Below are 17,447 nucleotides of genomic sequence, written 5' to 3'. Positions count from 1 at the left end.
GGTTTTCGCTCTGCCAGGGTAGGACCTGGGCCGCGGCTTTTCCGGCGACTGGCCTTCGCGGAGGCGCTGTGAATCCGTCCCTGGACGCTACATCCTTCATCCCTGAAGAATGACCTCCGCTTCGGCCAGTCCCCGGCGCCGCTCACGCCGGCACTTCCCGCTATGGACGGGCCGCTCGGCGCTAGTGAGTATCCCGAATCACATCGGTGCCGTCGGGAATCTCGAAGGCGAACAGGCCGTCGTCGATGGCCTCGTTCATCTGCACGTCGCGGAACTCGATGGCGGTGCGCTGGCCGGTGCTGTCGGTCATCTGCAGGAACGCCAGGCGCTCGCCGCGGAAGGTCATCTTCAGCTCCTCGAACAGGGTGTCGGGGGAGCGCGGCAGCAGGGTGAAGGTCTCGGCACTGCCCTGCTGCTGGCGCGAGACGTCATAGCTGTCGGTCAGCTCACTGGCGCTGCCGGAGAGCAGCAGTGCTGGCGTGTGGGTCACGCGCTGGTCCAGCGCCTGCACGGTGACCTGCTCCAGGTCGGGGTCATACAGATAGACCTCCTCGCCATCGGAGACCACCTCCTGCTGGTAGGGCGCATCGACCTCCCAGCGGAACTTGCCGGGGCGAGACAGCCACATGTGGCCACTGGCCTCCTGCAGGCGCTGGCCGCTGCCGTCGAGGATCTGCTGCTGGAAGGCGGCCTCGTAGGTCTCCAGCGGCTCGAGCATGCGGGTCAGGCGCTCGGCGCCCTCGCTGGCCAGGGCCGACAACGGCACGGCGAACGTCATGGCCAGCGTGGCAAGGGTCTTCTTCATGGTCATCGTCTCTGTCTCCCTGGACGGGTCCATCATGGAATCCTGTCACTCGGACCAAGGGGGCGTCGGCGGGTTGCATGCCCGCCGGCGCTTTCATCATTGCTGCATGGTTGAGCGGGGTACTGGGCTCAGTTACCCACCGGCGGCGGCGCCAGTACCTCGCGGGCACCGTTGGTGCCCATGGTCGACACCACCCCGGCCATCTCCATGGCCTCGACCAGGCGGGCGGCCCGGTTGTAGCCGATCTTGAAGCGGCGCTGCACCGCCGAGATGGAGGCCCGGCGCGACTCGGTGACGAACTGTACCGCCTCGTCGTAGAGGGCGTCCTGCTCGGCATCGTCGCCATCGACGCCCTCGGCCTCCAGGCCGGTGAGGGCCTCAGCGGAGACGCCGCCGGAGAGGATCTCGTCGATGTACTTCGGCTCGCCGCGACGCTTCCAGTCCTCCACCACCCGGTGCACCTCGTCGTCGTCGACGAAGGCACCGTGGACCCGGGTCGGCAGGCCGGACCCCGCCGGCAGGTAGAGCATGTCGCCGTGGCCCAACAGGTTCTCGGCGCCGCCCTGGTCGAGGATGGTGCGCGAGTCGACCCGCGAGGAGACCTGGAAGGCCATGCGGGTGGGGATATTGGCCTTGATCAGGCCGGTGACCACATCCACCGAGGGACGCTGGGTGGCCAGTATCAGGTGGATACCGGCGGCCCGGGCCTTCTGGGCCAGCCGCGCGATCAGCTCCTCGACCTTCTTGCCGACGATCATGAACATGTCGGCGAACTCGTCGATCACCACCACGATGTAGGGCAGCTTCTCGAGCACCGGCGGGCTCTGGTGCATCTCCCAGGGCTGGGGCTCCCACAGCGGGTCGGCGACCTGGGCGCCGGCGCGATCGGCCTCGTCGAGCTTGGCGTTGAAGCCGGCGATGTTGCGCACGCCCATGGAGGCCATCAGCTTGTAGCGGCGCTCCATCTCGGCCACGCACCAGCGCAGGGCGTTGGCAGCCTCCTTCATGTCGGTGACCACCGGTGCCAGCAGGTGCGGGATGCCGTCGTAGACCGACAGCTCGAGCATCTTGGGATCGACCATGATCATGCGCAGCTCGTCGGGGGTGGCCTTGAGCAGCATGGAGATCAGCATGGCGTTGACCCCCACCGACTTGCCCGAGCCGGTGGTGCCGGCCACCAGCAGGTGGGGCATCTTGCCCAGGTTGGCCACCACGGGGCCGCCGCCGATGTCCTGGCCCAGCGCCAGGGTCAGCGCCGAGGCCTCCTGCTGGTAACGGTCGGAGTCGATCACCTCGCGCAGGCGGATCATCGCCCGCTTGGGGTTGGGAATCTCGATGCCCACCGTGGGCCGACCGGGAATCACCTCCACCACCCGCACGCTCTTGACCATCAGCGAACGCGCCAGGTCTTTGGCCAGGTTGCTGATCTTGGAGACCTTCACCCCCGCCGCCGGCTTGATCTCGAAGCGGGTGATCACCGGCCCGGGCCAGGTGTCGACCACCTCGGCCTTGACCCCGTACTCGCGCAACCGCACCTCGAGCAGCTCGGCCATCTCGGCCAGCTGCGCGTCCGTGTAGTTGGGCTGATGGGGCTGGGGCGGGGTCAACAGGCGCAGGCTGGGCAGCTCGCCATCGGGGTCGGGCAGGTCGTCGAACAGCGGCCGCTGGTTCTGCAGGTGCTCAACGGTCCAGAGGGTGGGGCCATCGGGCTGGTCGGCGGCCGCGCGCCCCTGCTCGGCGGTGGCGACACGGGGAGCATCGTCGGCGGCCGACTCGTCGGAGGCATGGCCCACCGCGGGACCATCGCTCGCCGCGCGGACGGCAGGCGTCTCCTCGGCCGCCGTCCGCGCGGCGTCCTCGTCCCGGACCGGCTCGTCCCGGCCCAGACGCGGCTCGTCGGCGTCGTCCTCCCAGTCACCCGCCTGCCAGTCGACCAGCGCCGGCTCGCGACGCCCCCCGTCGCGTACCGGCGAATGCGGCGACGAGCCCGAGGAGGCCCAGGCCGGCGGCGGAGCCTCGTCCTCCGGCTCCGCGGCTTCGGCAGGCGCCTCACGACGCTCGTTGCCGGTGGCCGGTGCCGCCAGGGGGTCATCGTCGCGGCTGGCCCGCAGCGAGGGGCCGCTCCAGGCCGGGGGGGCCTCGTCATCGTCGGGCAGCACCGGCTCGGGCACCGTCTCCGGCACACGGCGGGCCCCGCCAGCCTCGGGCGCGCGGAAGGGGGGGACGGCAGCGGCCCCGGCGGTACCTGACGCCGCCGTAGCGCTCGCTGCCGCCGCGGTGCTGCCGCCCCCCCTGTGGGGTGCGGGTGTCGGCGTGCGGGCGCTGTAGGCCGCCTCCGGGCGCTTGGCGGAGGGGGTGTGCGCGGGCACCTCCCAGGGAATCTCGGTGTCGCCATCATTGCCGAAACCCGGCTCACGCCGGGCATCGCCGGCGGCCGCCAGCTCGGGGAGCGCCTCCCCTCGCCGGCCGGGCAGCAGGCGTTGCCACCAGCGCTGCCGCGTCGGCGCCTCGTCGTCGGACTCGGCCACGGGTGCCGGGGGCGTCTGCTCCTCGGCCTCGTCGCGCCCAGCCCGGCGCGGCTCGCGCCGGTCGGACGAGAGGCCGAAGGGTTCGGCCAACCGCTGCCAGAACCGCAGGGCACGGTGGCCGAGCTCGTCCATCACCGTGAACCATGACAACCCGGTGAACAACGGAAAACCGCAGAGCATCGCCGCCAGCGACAGCAGGCCGGAGCCCCCGACGCCGACCAGTGGCACCAGGGCGCCGACCAGCCCCTCCCCGAGGATCCCTCCCGAGGAGTAGGGCAGCAGGCTCTCCGAATTGTAGAAGTGCAGTGCACCGAGCGTGGTGGTGCCGAGCAGCAGCAGCACCAGGCCGCCGCTGCGCACCGCCAGGGCCGTGGCATCCCACTCCAGGTGCACCTGGCGGGAGCGGAGCAGCCGCCAGGCGGCGAAGCCCAGCATACCGGGCCACCACAGGGCACTCACACCGAACAGCGAATAGAGCACATCGGAGAGCCAGGCCCCGATCGGGCCCATCCAGTTGGCGACCTCGGTCTCGGGCCCGCTGCGTGACCAGCCCGGGTCGCCGGGCTGGAAGCTGAACAGCGCCAGCAGCAGGAAGACGCAGGCCGCCAGCAGCATGATGGCCACGCCTTCGCGTGCCGATCCCTGCAGCTGCAGGCCGAAGCGTTTCGCCGTCTCCCTGGCATTGGTCGCACTCACTCGACGCGGCGACACCTTCTTCTTGACACTCAAGCGGCCATCCCCCTTGCGCCACAGTTGGCGTCTTCCGTTTCCATGGCGCCAATCATACCGAGCAAGTGCTTGCCATCACAGGGGCCCGCGCCGTCGGCCAGCATCTTGAGCCGGGTCGCCGCCAGCGTCACACTTGAGGCTCCGTCCCGCAAGGATTCGATTCTCGATGCTGCCCTGGCTTGCCGATCACCCCGTGCACTTCCCCCCCGTCGAGCAGGCCCTGCGCGATCCCGACGGCCTGCTGGCCGTCGGCGGCGACCTGAGCCCGGCCTGGCTGCTCGCGGCCTACCACCGCGGCATCTTCCCCTGGTACAGCGACGACCAGCCGATCCTGTGGTGGAGCCCGGACCCTCGCATGGTGCTGTTTCCTCACGAGATCCGCGTGCGCAGGAGCCTCGCCAAGCGATTACGCAACGGGGGCTTCCGGGTCACCGCCGACACCGCCTTCGATGCGGTGATCGCGACCTGTGCCGGCCCCCGTGACGGCCAGCCAGGCACCTGGATCACCGACGCCATGCGCGAAGCCTATGGCCGCCTGCATGCCCTGGGCATGGCCCACTCGGTGGAGGTATGGCGCGGCGAGCGGCTGGTGGGCGGCCTCTACGGGGTGGCCCTCGGTCCGGTCTTCTTCGGTGAATCGATGTTCTCCCGGGTCGCGGACGCCTCCAAGGTCGCCCTGGTGCACCTGGCCCGGGCCATGCAGGACGGCGGCGGCCGGCTGATCGACTGCCAGATGCATACCGCCCACCTGGCCAGTCTCGGTGCCCGCGACATCGCCCGGGCCGAGTTCATCGGCTATCTTGAAAAGTGGCTGGGCAAGGCACCGGACGTTGCCGAGGATGACACCTGCATCATCCCGCCCAGCTGGTCATTCGAACGCCTTGGTAGTACGGCACGCCATTCGACGCAAGAGAGGGGGGAGCCGTGAGCAGCAATACACCCCGGCAACCGGTACGGGACCTGCGGTTCTTCCTCACCGTGCCGCATGCCTGCAGCTATCTCGAGGGGCGTGAGGCCACCACCCTGTTCCTCGACCCCCAGGAGTCGCCCGGGCGTGGCGTCTACGATGCCCTGGCGCTGCTGGGCTTCCGGCGCAGCGGTCGCCACCTCTATCGCCCGCACTGCGAGGGCTGCAGCGCCTGCATCTCGGTACGCATCCCGGTGGCCGACTTCGCCCCGAGCCGCAACCAGCGCCGGCTCGTCCGGCGCAATGCCGACCTCACGCTGCACGTGCGTCCGGCGATCTTCGACAGCGAGCACTATGCCCTCTACGCCCACTACATCCGTATCCGCCACGCCGATGGCGACATGTTCCCGCCGAGCCACGAGCAGTACCGCACCTTCCTGACCCTCGACCAGGACTATGCCCGGCTGCTGGAGTTCCGCCTCGAGGGCCGACTGGTGGCCGTGGCGGCCTATGACCAGCTGGAACACGGGCTCTCGGCGATCTACACCTTCTTCGACCCCGACCCGACGCTGGACCGCCGCTCGCTCGGCACCTTCGCCGTGCTCTCGCTGGTCGAGCGGGCCCGTGACCTGGGCCTGCCCCACGTCTACCTGGGCTACTGGATCCGCGAGTGCCGCAAGATGAACTACAAGAAGGCCTTCCGCCCGCTGGAGATGCTCGACGGGCGCCACTGGCGACGCACCCTTCCCGTCTGACCCGCCGGGTCCCGCGTCGAACGGCGGCTTTTTTGCCTTGACGCCCGGCATGCGGCACAATACCGCGCTATTCTGTCGGCACGGGCGTCACCTGCGCGCCTCGGTGCCGCATCGCACCATCATCATCAGCGAGGAACCGCCTATATGGCACGTGAAGACCATATCGAAATGGAAGGCGTCGTCGTCGATACCCTTCCCAACACCATGTTCCGCGTCGAGCTGGAGAACGGCCACGTGGTCACCGCCCATATCTCGGGCAAGATGCGCAAGAACTACATCCGTATCCTCACCGGCGACAAGGTCAAGGTCGAGCTGACTCCCTACGACCTCTCCAAGGGTCGCATCGTCTACCGTTCACGCTGACCCTGCCCGCCAGGTACCACCACGCCTCCGCTCACGGCCACGCAACGTACAGCGCCCCGTCCAGAGACAGGGCGCCGTGTCGTCGTGGTGAAAAGCGTGATACCGCTCAGGGCGCGTCGGCCAGCTCCGACTCGGTGGAGAGGTGCAGCTCGCCCTCCTCCACGCTGACGTGCACCACCCCGCCGTGCTCCGAGAGCTCGCCGAACAGGATCATCTCCGCCAGCGGCTTCTTGAGCTTCTCCTGGATCAGGCGCGCCATGGGGCGAGCGCCCATGTCGGGGTCGTAGCCCTTCTCGGCCAGCCAGTTCCGGGCGGCATCGTCCACGTCGAGCTGGACCCGCTTCTCGTCGAGCTGTGCCTGCAGTTCCACCAGGAACTTGTCCACCACGCTGCGCACCACCGACATCGGCAGGGAGTGGAACTGGATGATGCCATCCAGACGGTTGCGGAACTCCGGCGAGAAGGTCTTGCGGATGGCCTCCATGGCGTCGGTGGAGTGATCCTGGGTCTGGAAGCCGATGGAGCGCCGCGTGGCCAGCTCGACCCCGGCGTTGGAGGTCATGATCAGGATCACGTGACGGAAGTCCGCCTCACGGCCGTTGTTGTCGGTCAGGCGGCCGTGGTCCATCACCTGCAGCAGCAGGTTGAAGACCTCCGGATGCGCCTTCTCGATCTCGTCGAGCAGCAGCACGCAATGCGGATTCTTGGTGATCGCCTCGGTCAACAGGCCGCCCTGGTCGTAACCGACGTAGCCGGGGGGCGCCCCGATCAGCCGCGACACCGTGTGACGCTCCATGTACTCGGACATGTCGAAGCGCACCAGCTCGATGCCCATGATCTTCGACAGCTGGCGAGCGACCTCGGTCTTGCCCACCCCGGTGGGGCCGGCGAACAGGAAGCTGCCCACCGGCTTGTCCGGCGACTTGAGGCCGGCCCGCGAGAGCTTGATGGCGGCCGAGAGGCTGTCGATCGCCTCGTCCTGGCCGAACACCAGCATCTTGAGGTCGCGGTCGAGGTTCTCGAGCAGCTTGCGGTCGGAGCTCGAGACGCTCTTCGGCGGAATCCGCGCGATGGAGGCCACCACCGCCTCGACCTGGTCGACGTCGATGGTGTCGATCCGCACCTCGGGCGGCAGCAGCCGCTGGTGGGCGCCGGCCTCGTCGATCACGTCGATGGCCTTGTCGGGCAGATGGCGGTCGTTGATGTAGCGATCCGCCAGGCGCGCCGCACTGTCGAGGGCCGCATCGGTGTACTTGAGCCGGTGATGCTCCTCGAAGCGCGACCGCAGCCCCTTGAGGATACGGATGGTGTCCTCCACCGAGGGCGCCATGACGTCGACCTTCTGGAAACGGCGGGCGAGCGCCCGGTCCTTCTCGAAGATGCCGCGGAACTCCTGGAAGGTGGTGGAACCGATGCAGCGCAGGTCACCGGAGGAGAGCAGCGGCTTGAGCAGGTTCGAGGCGTCCATCACCCCCCCCGAGGCCGCTCCCGCGCCGATCACCGTATGGATCTCGTCGATGAAGAGGATGGCGTTGGGCTGCTTCTTGAGCTCGGCGAGCAGGCTCTTCAGCCGCTTCTCGAAGTCGCCCCGGTACTTGGTGCCGGCCAGCAGGGCGCCCATGTCGAGGGCATAGACCACCGCATCACCGATCACCTCGGGCACGTCCTCCTCGACGACCCGCTTGGCGAGCCCCTCGGCGATGGCGGTCTTGCCCACGCCGGCCTCGCCGACCAGCAGCGGGTTGTTCTTGCGCCGACGCGCAAGGATCTGCACCACCCGCTCGAGCTCGTGCTCACGCCCGATCAGGGGGTCGATCTTGCCCAGCCGGGCCTGCTCGTTGAGGTTGGTGGCGAAGCCGGTCAGCGGATTGGCGCCGGTCTCGGCACCGCCCTCCTCGGCCTCCTCGGACTCGGGAGAGGGCGACGAGGGGCTCTGGCCATGGCCGGCCACCTTGGAGATGCCGTGGGCGATGTAGTTGACCGCATCGACCCGGGCCACGTTCTGCTGCTTGAGGAAGTAGACCGCCTGGCTCTCCTGTTCGGAGAAGATCGCCACCAGCACGTTGGCGCCGGTGACCTCGCTCTTGCCCGAGGACTGGACATGAAAGACGGCGCGTTGCAGCACGCGCTGGAAGCCCAGGGTCGGCTGGGTCTCACGATCGCTCTGATCCTCGGGGATCAGCGGCGTGGTGGAATTGATGAAATCCTGCAGGTCGGACCGCAGCTTGTCGAGGTTGGCCCCGCAGGCCCTCAGCACGTCCGCCGCGGAGGCATTGTCCAGCAGAGCCAGCAGCAGGTGCTCCACGGTCATGAACTCGTGACGCTTGGAGCGCGCCACGGTGAAGGCCGTGTTCAGGGTCAGTTCAAGTTCTTTGCTCAGCATGGCAGTCCCCTTCTCGCCGCCTAGGGCTTGCGTCGGATCTTTCAAGGTCCGGCATCATCAACATCGGGTACAAACGCCGCCGTTGCAAGTCTCCTCGCCCAACGGCCGGCATCCATCCCCCTTCGCGACCATGTCCGGAATCAGTCCGCCGCCTCGATGTCGCTCAGCAGCGGATGCTGACACTCTCTTGCGTATTGATTGACCTGGTGGCTTTTGGTTTCCGCGATGTCGCGGGTAAAGATGCCACAGGTGGCCTTGCCCTGGGTGTGCACCGTCAACATCACCTGCACCGCGGTCTCGCTGTCCATGTAAAAGAAGGTCTGCAGCACCTCCACCACGAACTCCATGGGGGTGAAGTCGTCGTTATGCAACACCACCTTGTACAGTGGCGGACGCGCCACCTCCGGATCGGCGCTCTGCACCGCCAGGTCGTCGTCACTCTCCTCGCCAGGCTCGGGGGGGCGGGTCATGCCTCCCCGGATCGAGGCGTGCCACTCACGCCACGCCTCCTCTTCTGTCTTGAACATAAGAGCCACTATCCATCTCGACAAGCCGGCCACCAGGGTAGGTCTCAACCGTGATTGGACGCCACGGGGCCGGCGGGGTTCACTCGCGCCTGCTCAACGCAAAGGGCCCCCGCCCGCCATGCGGCGGACGGGGGCCCCGGGCTCGGCGCCGCGACTTACATGTTGTCGGCGACGGCCTGACCGAACTCGGAGCACTTGAGCAGCTTGGCATCGTCCATCAGGCGATGGAAGTCATAGGTGACCTCGCCCCTGGAGATCGCCTTCTCCATGCCCTTGAGCACCAGGTCGGCGGCCTCGACCCAGCCCATGTGGCGCAGCATCATCTCGGCGGAGAGGATCAGCGAGCCCGGGTTGACCTTGTCCTGGCCGGCGTACTTCGGCGCGGTGCCGTGGGTGGCCTCGAACATGGCCACGGCGTCGGAAAGGTTGGCGCCCGGCGCGATACCGATGCCGCCCACTTCCGCCGCCAGGGCGTCGGACAGGTAGTCACCGTTGAGGTTCAGGGTGGCGATGACGTCGTACTCGGCCGGGCGCAGCAGGATCTGCTGCAGCATGGCGTCGGCGATCACGTCCTTGACCACGATGTCCTTGCCGGTCTTGGGGTTCTTGAAGGTCATCCAGGGGCCGCCGTCGAGCAGCTCGGCGCCGAACTCATCGCGGGCGAGCTCGTAGCCCCAGTCCTTGAAGGCACCTTCGGTGAACTTCATGATGTTGCCCTTGTGCACCAGGGTCAGCGACTCGCGGTCGTTGTCCACAGTGTACTGCAGGGCCTGGCGCACGAGGCGCTTGGTGCCCTCCTCGGAGACCGGCTTGACGCCGAGGCCGCAGTCCTGGGGGAAGCGGATGTTGGTGACACCCATCTCCTCGCGCAGGAACTTGATCACCTTGTCGGCTTCCGGGGTGCCGGCCTTCCACTCGATGCCGGCGTAGATGTCCTCGGAGTTCTCGCGGAAGATGACCATGTCCACGTCGCCGGGCTTCTTGACCGGGCTGGGCACGCCCTCGAACCAGCGAACCGGGCGCTGGCAGACGTAGAGGTCGAGCTTCTGGCGCAGGGCCACGTTCAGGGAGCGGATGCCACCGCCCACCGGGGTGGTCAGCGGCCCCTTGATGGAGACGACGTAGTCCTTGACGGCTTCCAGGGTCTCTTCCGGCAGCCAGGTATCGGCGTCATAGACCTGGGTGGCCTTCTCACCGGCGTAGACCTCCATCCAGTGAATCTTGCGATCGCCGTTGTAGGCCTTCTGCACGGCGGAGTCGATGGCGATCTTCATGGCCGGCGTCACGTCGACGCCGATGCCGTCACCCTCGATGAACGGGATGACCGGCTCATTCGGCACGTTCAGGGTGTTGTCGGCGTTGACGGTGATCTTCTGGCCGCCTTCAGGGACGACGATTTTCTGGAACCCCATTGAGAACTCCCCTGTCTGGTCTGTTCAGTGGAGCGCGGAGTATAGCATTCACCCGATCGATCGGAGTAGGCTTGGAGCCATATTTGTCGACAATCCATGGTAGCAAGACCTTGGTCGAATGAGCGCTCTATACCTGCTGCACAAGCCCTATCGCATGCTTTCCCAGTTTACCGACCCCGGGGCCGGTGACGGAGAGCGCCGCGCCACCCTGGCCGGGGTGATCGCGGTGCCCGGCATCTATGCCGCCGGCCGTCTCGACTACGACTCCGAAGGCCTGCTGCTGCTCAGCGACGACGGCGAGCTGATCCACCGCATCAGCGACCCCCGCCACAAGCAGCCCAAGACCTACCGGGTACAGGTGGAGGGCCGCCCCAGTGATGCCGCCCTGCAGGCGTTGCGCAGCGGCGTCCGGCTGAAGGATGGCCGCACCCGGCCGGCGAAGGTCCGGCGCCTGGCGTCGAGCGGCCTGCCCGAGCGGGACCCGCCGCTGGACCCGAGGCGCCACCCGGTCACCAGCTGGCTGGAGCTGACCATCAGCGAAGGCCGCAACCGTCAGGTGCGACGCATGACCGCCCATGTCGGCCACCCCACCCTGCGCCTGGTGCGCGTGGCCATCGGCCCCTGGCGCCTCGACGGCCTGGCCCCGGGGCAGTGGCGCCGCGAGACCCTGCATGCCCCTCGCCCGAACCCGCAACGCCCGACCCGCCACCGAGGAGGCCGCCGATGAACCGCTGGCACCCCCTGGTCACCGTGGCCTGCGTGGTGGAGCGCGCCGGCCGCTTCCTGATGGTCGAGGAGGAGCGCGGCGGCCCTCATACGCTGTTCAACCAGCCGGCCGGCCACCTGGAGCCGGGCGAGCGCATCAAGGAGGCCGCCCTGCGCGAGGTGGGCGAGGAGACCGCCTGGCGGGTGGGCATCACCGACTACCTGGGCCTCTATGTCTACCAGGCACCGGATGGCCACACCTTCCACAGCCACGGCTTCTTCGGCATGGCACTGGCCCACCTGGGCAACGACCTGGACCCGGCGATCCTGGCCGTGCACTGGCTGACCCTGGAGGAGCTGGAGGACCTGGAGCGCCAGGGGCGACTGCGCAGCCCCCTGGTGATGCGCCGCATCCGCGACGCCCTGGCCGGCAAGTTCTTCCCGATGGACGTGATCCACGAGCGCTGAGCGGGTGAAGGCTGCGGGCTGGACTGTAGCTTGAAGCTCGAAGCTCGAAGCTCGAAGCTCGAAGCTCGAAGCTCGAAGCCAAGATAAGGTATAATTCCCGCCCATTTGCGATCCATCCATTCCGAGAGCGCCCATGACCGCCACCCCAGGCAAGGTGATCGTCGGCATGTCCGGCGGCGTCGACTCCTCCGTGTCCGCCCTGCTGCTGCTCGAGCAGGGCTACCAGGTCGAAGGCCTGTTCATGAAGAACTGGGACGAGGACGACGGTACCGAGTACTGCACCGCCAAGGCCGACCTGGCCGATGCCGAGGCCGTATGCGCGAAGCTCGGCATCCGGCTGCACACCGCCAACTTCGCCGCCGAGTACTGGGACAACGTCTTCGAGCACTTCCTGGCCGAGTACCGTGCCGGGCGCACACCGAACCCGGACATCCTCTGTAACCGCGAGATCAAGTTCAAGGTGTTCCTGGAGTACGCCGAGATGCTCGGCGCCGAGAAGATCGCCACCGGCCACTATGTTCGTCAAGGGCGGGTACGCCAGGGGCAGGGCGACGTTCGCCCGAGGTTGCTCAAGGGGCTCGACCCCAACAAGGACCAGAGCTACTTCCTGCACGCCGTACCCGAGGCCGCCATCGCCCGCACCCTCTTTCCGGTCGGTGAACTGGAGAAGCCCGAGGTGCGCGCCATCGCCGAGCGCCACGGCCTGGCAACGGCCAGGAAGAAGGACTCGACGGGGATCTGCTTCATCGGCGAGCGCCGCTTCCGCGACTTCCTGCAGCAGTACCTGCCCGCCCAGCCGGGGGTGATCGAGACCCCCGACGGCGAGGTGATCGGCGAGCATATGGGGCTGATGTACTACACCCTCGGCCAGCGCCAGGGGCTGGGCATCGGCGGGCTCGCCAACCACCCGGACGCGCCCTGGTACGTGGCCGCCAAGGACCTGGCACGCAACGTGCTCGTCGCCGTGCAGGGCAAGCACCACCCGCTGCTCTATACCGATACGCTGGCCACCGAGGCCATGGACTGGGTCGCCGGTGAGCCCCCGGCCGGTGCGGGGCGCTATACCGCCAAGACCCGCTATCGCCAGTCCGACGTGCCCTGCACCATGACCGTGCGCGATGACGGCGGCGTCGAGGTGCGCTTCGATGCCCCCCAGCGCGCCGTCACCCCGGGCCAGTCGCTGGTCCTCTACGACGGCGAGATCTGCCTCGGTGGCGGCGTGATCCGCGACACCTGGAACGCCACGGAGCCCGCCCCATGACCGCCTCGACCCCGATCCACCGCGCCCCCGACACCCCGGCGGCCAGGCAGGCCCTGGCACTCGCCGGCGTCTTCCAGGCCGCCAGCCTGGTCGACGAACTGGCCCGCACCGGCCAGGTCGAGACGCGCGCCTGGGAGACCCTGATCCACGCCACCCTCGACACCGACCCGGAGAGCTTCGAGGCGATCTACGGCGGCCACCCCAACAACCTGCGCCGCGGCCTCGAGGTGCTCGAGGCGGTGGTGGGGCGCAAGCAGGCCAACCCGGTGGTGCTGCGCTACGGTTTCTCGCTGCTGCTGCTGATGAACAAGCTGCGCGGCAACGATGCCATGATGGGCGAGCTGGGCAGCCGCCTGGCCCGCATCCAGGGCCAGGCCGAGCACTTCGAGGCGACCCACGAGAACGTCATTGCCAGCCTCGGCGAGGCCTATCAGGAGACGATCTCCACCTTCAAGACCCGCATCGTGGTGCAGGGCGACCCCTCACTGCTGCAGAGTCGCATGATGCCCGAGCGGGTCCGCGCCATCCTGCTCGCCGGCATCCGTTTCGCCCTGCTCTGGCACCAGCAGGGCGGCCGCCGCTGGAAGCTGGTCTTCCAGCGCAGCGCCCTCAGGAAAGCCCTCGACCAGTTGGGCTGACGCTGTCTTCCCGAACCCAACCTTCTCCACACCGTACCGGAACCTCGACCATGCAAAGCGCCTCCCTGCCCCTCTCCGCCCTTACCGCCCTCTCTCCCGTCGACGGCCGCTACGGCAGCAAGGCCGAGGCCCTGCGCGAGCACTTCAGCGAATTCGGCCTGATCCGTGCCCGGGTCATCGTCGAGATCCGCTGGCTGCAGCGGCTCGCCGAACTGGCCGGCGTCACCGAGGTGCCGCCGCTCTCCGCCGAGGCCACCGCCTTCCTCGAGGCGATGATCCGCGACTTCTCGGTGGCGGATGCCGAGCGCATCAAGGAGATCGAGCGCACCACCAACCACGACGTCAAGGCGGTGGAGTACTTCATCAAGGAGAAGATCGCCGAGTCGCCGGAGCTGCATGCGATCACCGAGTTCGTGCATTTCGCCTGCACCAGCGAGGACATCAACAACCTCTCCCACGGCGTGATGCTGACCGACGGCCTCAAGGCGCTGCTGCCGGTGATGCACCAGGTGGCCGACGAGGTCGCCCGGCTGGCCCGTGAACATGCCGCCGTGCCGATGCTCGCGCGCACCCACGGCCAGACCGCGAGCCCCACTACCCTGGGCAAGGAGATGGCCAACGTCGCCTACCGCCTGCGCCGCCAGCTCGGGCAGATCGAGGGCGTCGAGATACTGGGCAAGATCAACGGCGCGGTGGGCAACTACAACGCCCACCTGGCGACCTACCCGGAGGTGGACTGGGAGGCCAACGCCCGCACCTTCGTCGAGGGCCTGGGGCTGACCTTCAACCCCTACACCACCCAGATCGAGCCCCACGACTACATCGCCGAGCTGTTCGACGCCGTGTGCCGCTTCAACACCATCCTGATCGACTTCGATCGTGACGTCTGGGGCTACATCTCGCTGGGCTACTTCAAGCAGAAGACCGTCGAGGGCGAGATCGGCTCCTCGACCATGCCGCACAAGGTCAACCCGATCGACTTCGAGAATTCCGAGGGCAACCTGGGGCTTTCCAACGCCCTCCTCGGCCACCTGGCCCAGAAGCTGCCGATCTCCCGCTGGCAGCGCGACCTCACCGACTCCACGGTGCTGCGCAACCTCGGCGTGGGCCTGGCCTATGGCCTGATCGCCTACCAGGCCTCGCTCAAGGGCATCGGCAAGCTCGAGGCCAACCCGGCGCGGCTGGCCGAGGACCTCGATGCCAGCTGGGAGGTGCTCGCCGAGCCGATCCAGACCGTGATGCGCCGCTACGGCATCGAGAAGCCCTACGAGAAGCTCAAGGAGCTGACCCGCGGCAAGCGTATCGACCAGGCCGGCTTTGCCGCCTTTATCGATACCCTGGACCTTCCGGAGACGGTCAAGGCAGAGCTGAAGGCACTGACCCCGGCCAGCTATATCGGCAACGCCGAGGCCCAGGCCCGTCGGCTGTAAGCCGCATGCGGCACCAGCAGGAGGTGAAGCGATGGTAAAGCTTACCAAGATCTATACCCGCACCGGTGACAAGGGCGACACCGGGCTCGGCGATGGCAGCCGCGTGGCCAAGCACGACCTGCGCGTGTCGGCCTTCGGCACGGTGGACGAGACCAACGCCGCCCTCGGCCTGGCACAGCTCCATGCCGTGGGTAAGCTGCAGCAGGTGCTGGCCACCGTGCAGAACGACCTGTTCGACGTGGGAGCCGATCTCTGTACCCCGGAGCAGGAAGCACCAGAGCACCCGCCGCTGCGGGTCACGGCCGCTCAGGTGACCTTCCTGGAACAGCAGATCGATGCCTTCAACGAGACGCTCGAGACCCTGCACTCCTTCATTCTGCCCGGGGGCACGCCGCTCGCCGCCCATCTGCACATGGCGCGCACCGTCGCCCGACGCGCCGAGCGCCTGGTCACCCAACTGATGGCCGAACAGCCGGTGAACCCGGAAGTGCTGCGCTACCTCAACCGCCTCTCCGACCTGCTGTTCGTCGCCGCGCGCCGGGCCAACGACGACGGCGCGGCCGACGTGCTGTGGGTTCCCGGTGCCAACCGCTGAGCCTTTTCCAACCGCCCACTTCCAGGAGCCCCCATGGCGAGTGACACTCCGTTGCAGCTGCTCGGTGGCCTGACCGCCGCCGAGTTCCTGCGCGACTTCTGGCAACGCAAGCCGCTGCTGATCCGCGGCGCCTTCACCGACTTCGCGTGCCCCCTGGACCCCGACGAGCTGGCGGGGCTCGCCTGCGAGGAGGGCATCGAGGCGCGGCTGGTCGAGGAGCACGGCGCCGACGGCCCCTGGCAGGTCAGCCACGGCCCCTTCAGTGAGGCCACCTTCGCCAGGCTGCCCGAACGCGACTGGACCCTGCTGGTCCAGGCGGTGGACCACTACGTGCCCGAGGTGGCCGACCTGCTAGAGCACTTCGACTTCCTGCCCCGCTGGCGCCTCGACGACATCATGATCAGCTATGCGCCCCCGGGCGGCAGCGTCGGCCCCCATGTCGACCAGTACGACGTCTTCCTGCTGCAGGGCAGCGGCACCCGGCGCTGGCAGCTCGGCGGCCAGGTCGCCGACGACGCGCCCATCCTCGATGGCCTCGACCTGCGCATTCTCGAGCGCTTCGAGGTCGTGGACGGCGACGACTGGGTGCTGGAACCGGGCGACATGCTCTACCTGCCGCCGGCCTGGGCCCACCACGGCATCAGCCAGTCCGACGACTGCATGACCCTCTCGGTCGGCTTCCGCGCCCCCTCGGCGGACGAGGCCGTCACCTCCTATGCCGACTACGTCGGCGAGGGCCTGCCCGCATCACGGCGCTATGCCGATGCCGGCATGGCACCGCCGGAGGACCCGGCGGAGCTCGACGATGCCGCGCTGGCCCGCATGCGCACCCTGATCCTCGAGACCCTCGACGACCCGGCCCGGCTGGCCGAGTGGTTCGGCCGGGTGATGACCCAGCCCAAGTACGTCGACCAACTGGTGCCCGCCGAGGCACCCACCGACGTCGACGCGCTTGTCGCAGCACTCCAGGAGGGCGAAGAACTGGTGCGCAGCCCCGGCTCGCGCTTCGCCTGGAGAGCCCTGGACGACGGTCGGGCGACGCTCTTCGCCGACGGCGACGGCCAGAACTGCGACCTGCCGCTGGCCCGTGCCCTGGCGTCCGACTTGCCGCTGGATGCCGGGCTGCTCCAACTCCCGGGCGCCGCCGAACTGCTCGCCGCCCTGCTCGATGCCGGTAGCCTGACCTGGGTCGACGAGCTCGAGGAGTAGCAGGCCTGCCGCCGGATCAGCCCCGAGCGCTGCCGGTGGCCGCTATCATCAGGGTCGCAGCAGAGAGGTGAGAGATGACGAAAACCGAGCTGGAGATCCATGAAGGCGACTGGGCCACCCTGGGGACGGCGGCCGGCGAGATCCGCCGCGTCGTCTTCATCGAGGAGCAGCAGGTGCCCCTCGAGGAGGAGTGGGACGGCCGCGACCCGGACTGCCGGCACTTCCTCGCGCTGGCCGGCGGCCACCCGGTGGGCACCGCACGCCTGCTGCCCGACGCCCATATCGGCCGGGTCGCCGTGCTCGCCGAGGCCCGAGGGCTCGGCATCGGCGCGGCCCTGATGCGGGCCGCCATCGAGGCGGCCCGGCGCCACGGGCACCCTGCCGTGGAGCTGGCCGCCCAGACCCATGCCCTGGCCTTCTATGAACACCTCGGCTTCCAGGCCGTCGGTGACGAGTTCCTCGAGGCCGGGATTTTGCACCGCAACATGCGGCTCCCCCTGCGGGGCTGAGCCACCGCCCCTTCGCTGCGCCACGGAAACTTCACTACAGGAAAGCACCCGCGCGGTGTGCTCCTGTAGTCGAACTACAACGCCCCCTACCCCCAAGGGTCAATTGTGCACGCCCGCCACGAGGCGCCATAGTGGAGGCCATGGCGAGGTAAAACGATCGTTCATCGCCCGGCTCATGATGCCAGCGACGCGACGATCCGCCCCTCGCCCCGGGTTCGACCAA

16 protein-coding genes are annotated in these 17,447 nt (G+C 68.2%); 11 read left to right on the top strand and 5 right to left on the bottom strand.

All coding sequences use genetic code 11. The features are described from left to right. Nucleotides 1–181: 181 nt before the first annotated feature. Together lolA and MKP05_RS05960 are read right to left on the bottom strand one after the other, a co-directional pair. Nucleotides 182–811 (bottom strand): outer membrane lipoprotein periplasmic chaperone LolA, encoded by a 630-nt coding sequence (gene lolA / locus MKP05_RS05965; protein WP_240567442.1) that lies wholly within the window; start codon nt 809–811, stop codon nt 182–184. 122 nt (nt 812–933) lie between these two features. Next, nucleotides 934–4,062 (bottom strand): DNA translocase FtsK, encoded by a 3,129-nt coding sequence (locus MKP05_RS05960; protein WP_240567441.1) that lies wholly within the window; start codon nt 4,060–4,062, stop codon nt 934–936. A gap of 166 nt (nt 4,063–4,228) precedes the next feature. On the opposite strand from MKP05_RS05960, the gene aat reads away from it, so the two are divergent. The 3 genes from aat to infA all read left to right on the top strand — a co-directional run bounded on the left by aat (nt 4,229) and on the right by infA (nt 6,087). Next, entirely contained in the window at nt 4,229–4,990 is a 762-nt protein-coding gene (aat, locus tag MKP05_RS05955) for a leucyl/phenylalanyl-tRNA--protein transferase (protein WP_240567440.1), read from the top strand. Continuing rightward, nucleotides 4,987–5,724, top strand: a complete 738-nt coding sequence (locus tag MKP05_RS05950) for an arginyltransferase (RefSeq protein WP_240567439.1) — start codon at nt 4,987–4,989, stop codon at nt 5,722–5,724. Before aat ends, MKP05_RS05950 begins: the two co-directional genes overlap by 4 nt. A 144-nt stretch (nt 5,725–5,868) precedes the next feature. Next, on the top strand, nt 5,869–6,087 hold the full coding sequence (infA, locus tag MKP05_RS05945) for a translation initiation factor IF-1 (RefSeq protein ID WP_013332816.1): 219 nt from the start codon (nt 5,869–5,871) through the stop codon (nt 6,085–6,087). A 106-nt stretch (nt 6,088–6,193) separates the two neighbouring features. Here infA and clpA read toward each other — a convergent pair whose 3' ends face one another. The 3 genes from clpA to icd all read right to left on the bottom strand — a co-directional run bounded on the left by clpA (nt 6,194) and on the right by icd (nt 10,409). Next, nucleotides 6,194–8,470: an ATP-dependent Clp protease ATP-binding subunit ClpA gene (gene clpA, locus MKP05_RS05940; RefSeq protein ID WP_110283649.1), complete on the bottom strand. Its 2,277-nt coding sequence runs from the start codon at nt 8,468–8,470 to the stop codon at nt 6,194–6,196. Between the two features lie 140 nt (nt 8,471–8,610). After that, nucleotides 8,611–8,940 (bottom strand): ATP-dependent Clp protease adapter ClpS, encoded by a 330-nt coding sequence (clpS, locus tag MKP05_RS05935; RefSeq protein ID WP_110284014.1) that lies wholly within the window; start codon nt 8,938–8,940, stop codon nt 8,611–8,613. Nucleotides 8,941–9,152: 212 nt separating this feature from the next. Further along, on the bottom strand, nt 9,153–10,409 hold the full coding sequence (gene icd, locus MKP05_RS05930; RefSeq protein WP_110283648.1) for an NADP-dependent isocitrate dehydrogenase: 1,257 nt from the start codon (nt 10,407–10,409) through the stop codon (nt 9,153–9,155). Between the two features lie 118 nt (nt 10,410–10,527). Here icd and MKP05_RS05925 point away from each other — a divergent pair, with 118 nt between their 5' ends. The 8 genes from MKP05_RS05925 (at nt 10,528) to MKP05_RS05890 (ending at nt 17,224) form a co-directional block, all read left to right on the top strand. Next, nucleotides 10,528–11,136, top strand: coding sequence for a pseudouridine synthase (locus tag MKP05_RS05925; RefSeq protein ID WP_110283647.1), 609 nt, complete (start codon nt 10,528–10,530; stop codon nt 11,134–11,136). After that, entirely contained in the window at nt 11,133–11,582 is a 450-nt protein-coding gene (locus MKP05_RS05920; protein WP_240567438.1) for an NUDIX domain-containing protein, read from the top strand. The genes MKP05_RS05925 and MKP05_RS05920 overlap by 4 nt, the downstream gene beginning before the upstream one ends. 133 nt (nt 11,583–11,715) lie before the next feature. Further along, entirely contained in the window at nt 11,716–12,843 is a 1,128-nt protein-coding gene (mnmA, locus tag MKP05_RS05915; RefSeq protein ID WP_240567437.1) for a tRNA 2-thiouridine(34) synthase MnmA, read from the top strand. Then, nucleotides 12,840–13,481 (top strand): high frequency lysogenization protein HflD, encoded by a 642-nt coding sequence (gene hflD / locus MKP05_RS05910; protein ID WP_110283644.1) that lies wholly within the window; start codon nt 12,840–12,842, stop codon nt 13,479–13,481. Before mnmA ends, hflD begins: the two co-directional genes overlap by 4 nt. Nucleotides 13,482–13,546: 65 nt before the next feature. Next, nucleotides 13,547–14,911, top strand: coding sequence for an adenylosuccinate lyase (purB, locus tag MKP05_RS05905; RefSeq protein WP_240567464.1), 1,365 nt, complete (start codon nt 13,547–13,549; stop codon nt 14,909–14,911). A 31-nt stretch (nt 14,912–14,942) separates the two neighbouring features. Beyond that, nucleotides 14,943–15,506, top strand: coding sequence for a cob(I)yrinic acid a,c-diamide adenosyltransferase (locus MKP05_RS05900; RefSeq protein ID WP_240567436.1), 564 nt, complete (start codon nt 14,943–14,945; stop codon nt 15,504–15,506). Nucleotides 15,507–15,539: 33 nt separating this feature from the next. Next, nucleotides 15,540–16,715: a cupin domain-containing protein gene (locus tag MKP05_RS05895; protein ID WP_240567435.1), complete on the top strand. Its 1,176-nt coding sequence runs from the start codon at nt 15,540–15,542 to the stop codon at nt 16,713–16,715. Between the two features lie 74 nt (nt 16,716–16,789). Beyond that, nucleotides 16,790–17,224 carry a GNAT family N-acetyltransferase gene (locus MKP05_RS05890; RefSeq protein ID WP_240567434.1) on the top strand — a complete coding sequence of 145 codons (435 nt, stop codon included), beginning with the start codon at nt 16,790–16,792 and terminating at the stop codon, nt 17,222–17,224. Nucleotides 17,225–17,447: the final 223 nt, after the last annotated feature.

The sequence above is a fragment of the Halomonas flagellata genome (assembly GCF_022487945.1).
Taxonomy (GTDB): Bacteria; Pseudomonadota; Gammaproteobacteria; order Pseudomonadales; family Halomonadaceae; genus Halomonas; species Halomonas flagellata.
This window is presented reverse-complemented; position numbering and strand designations above follow the sequence as displayed.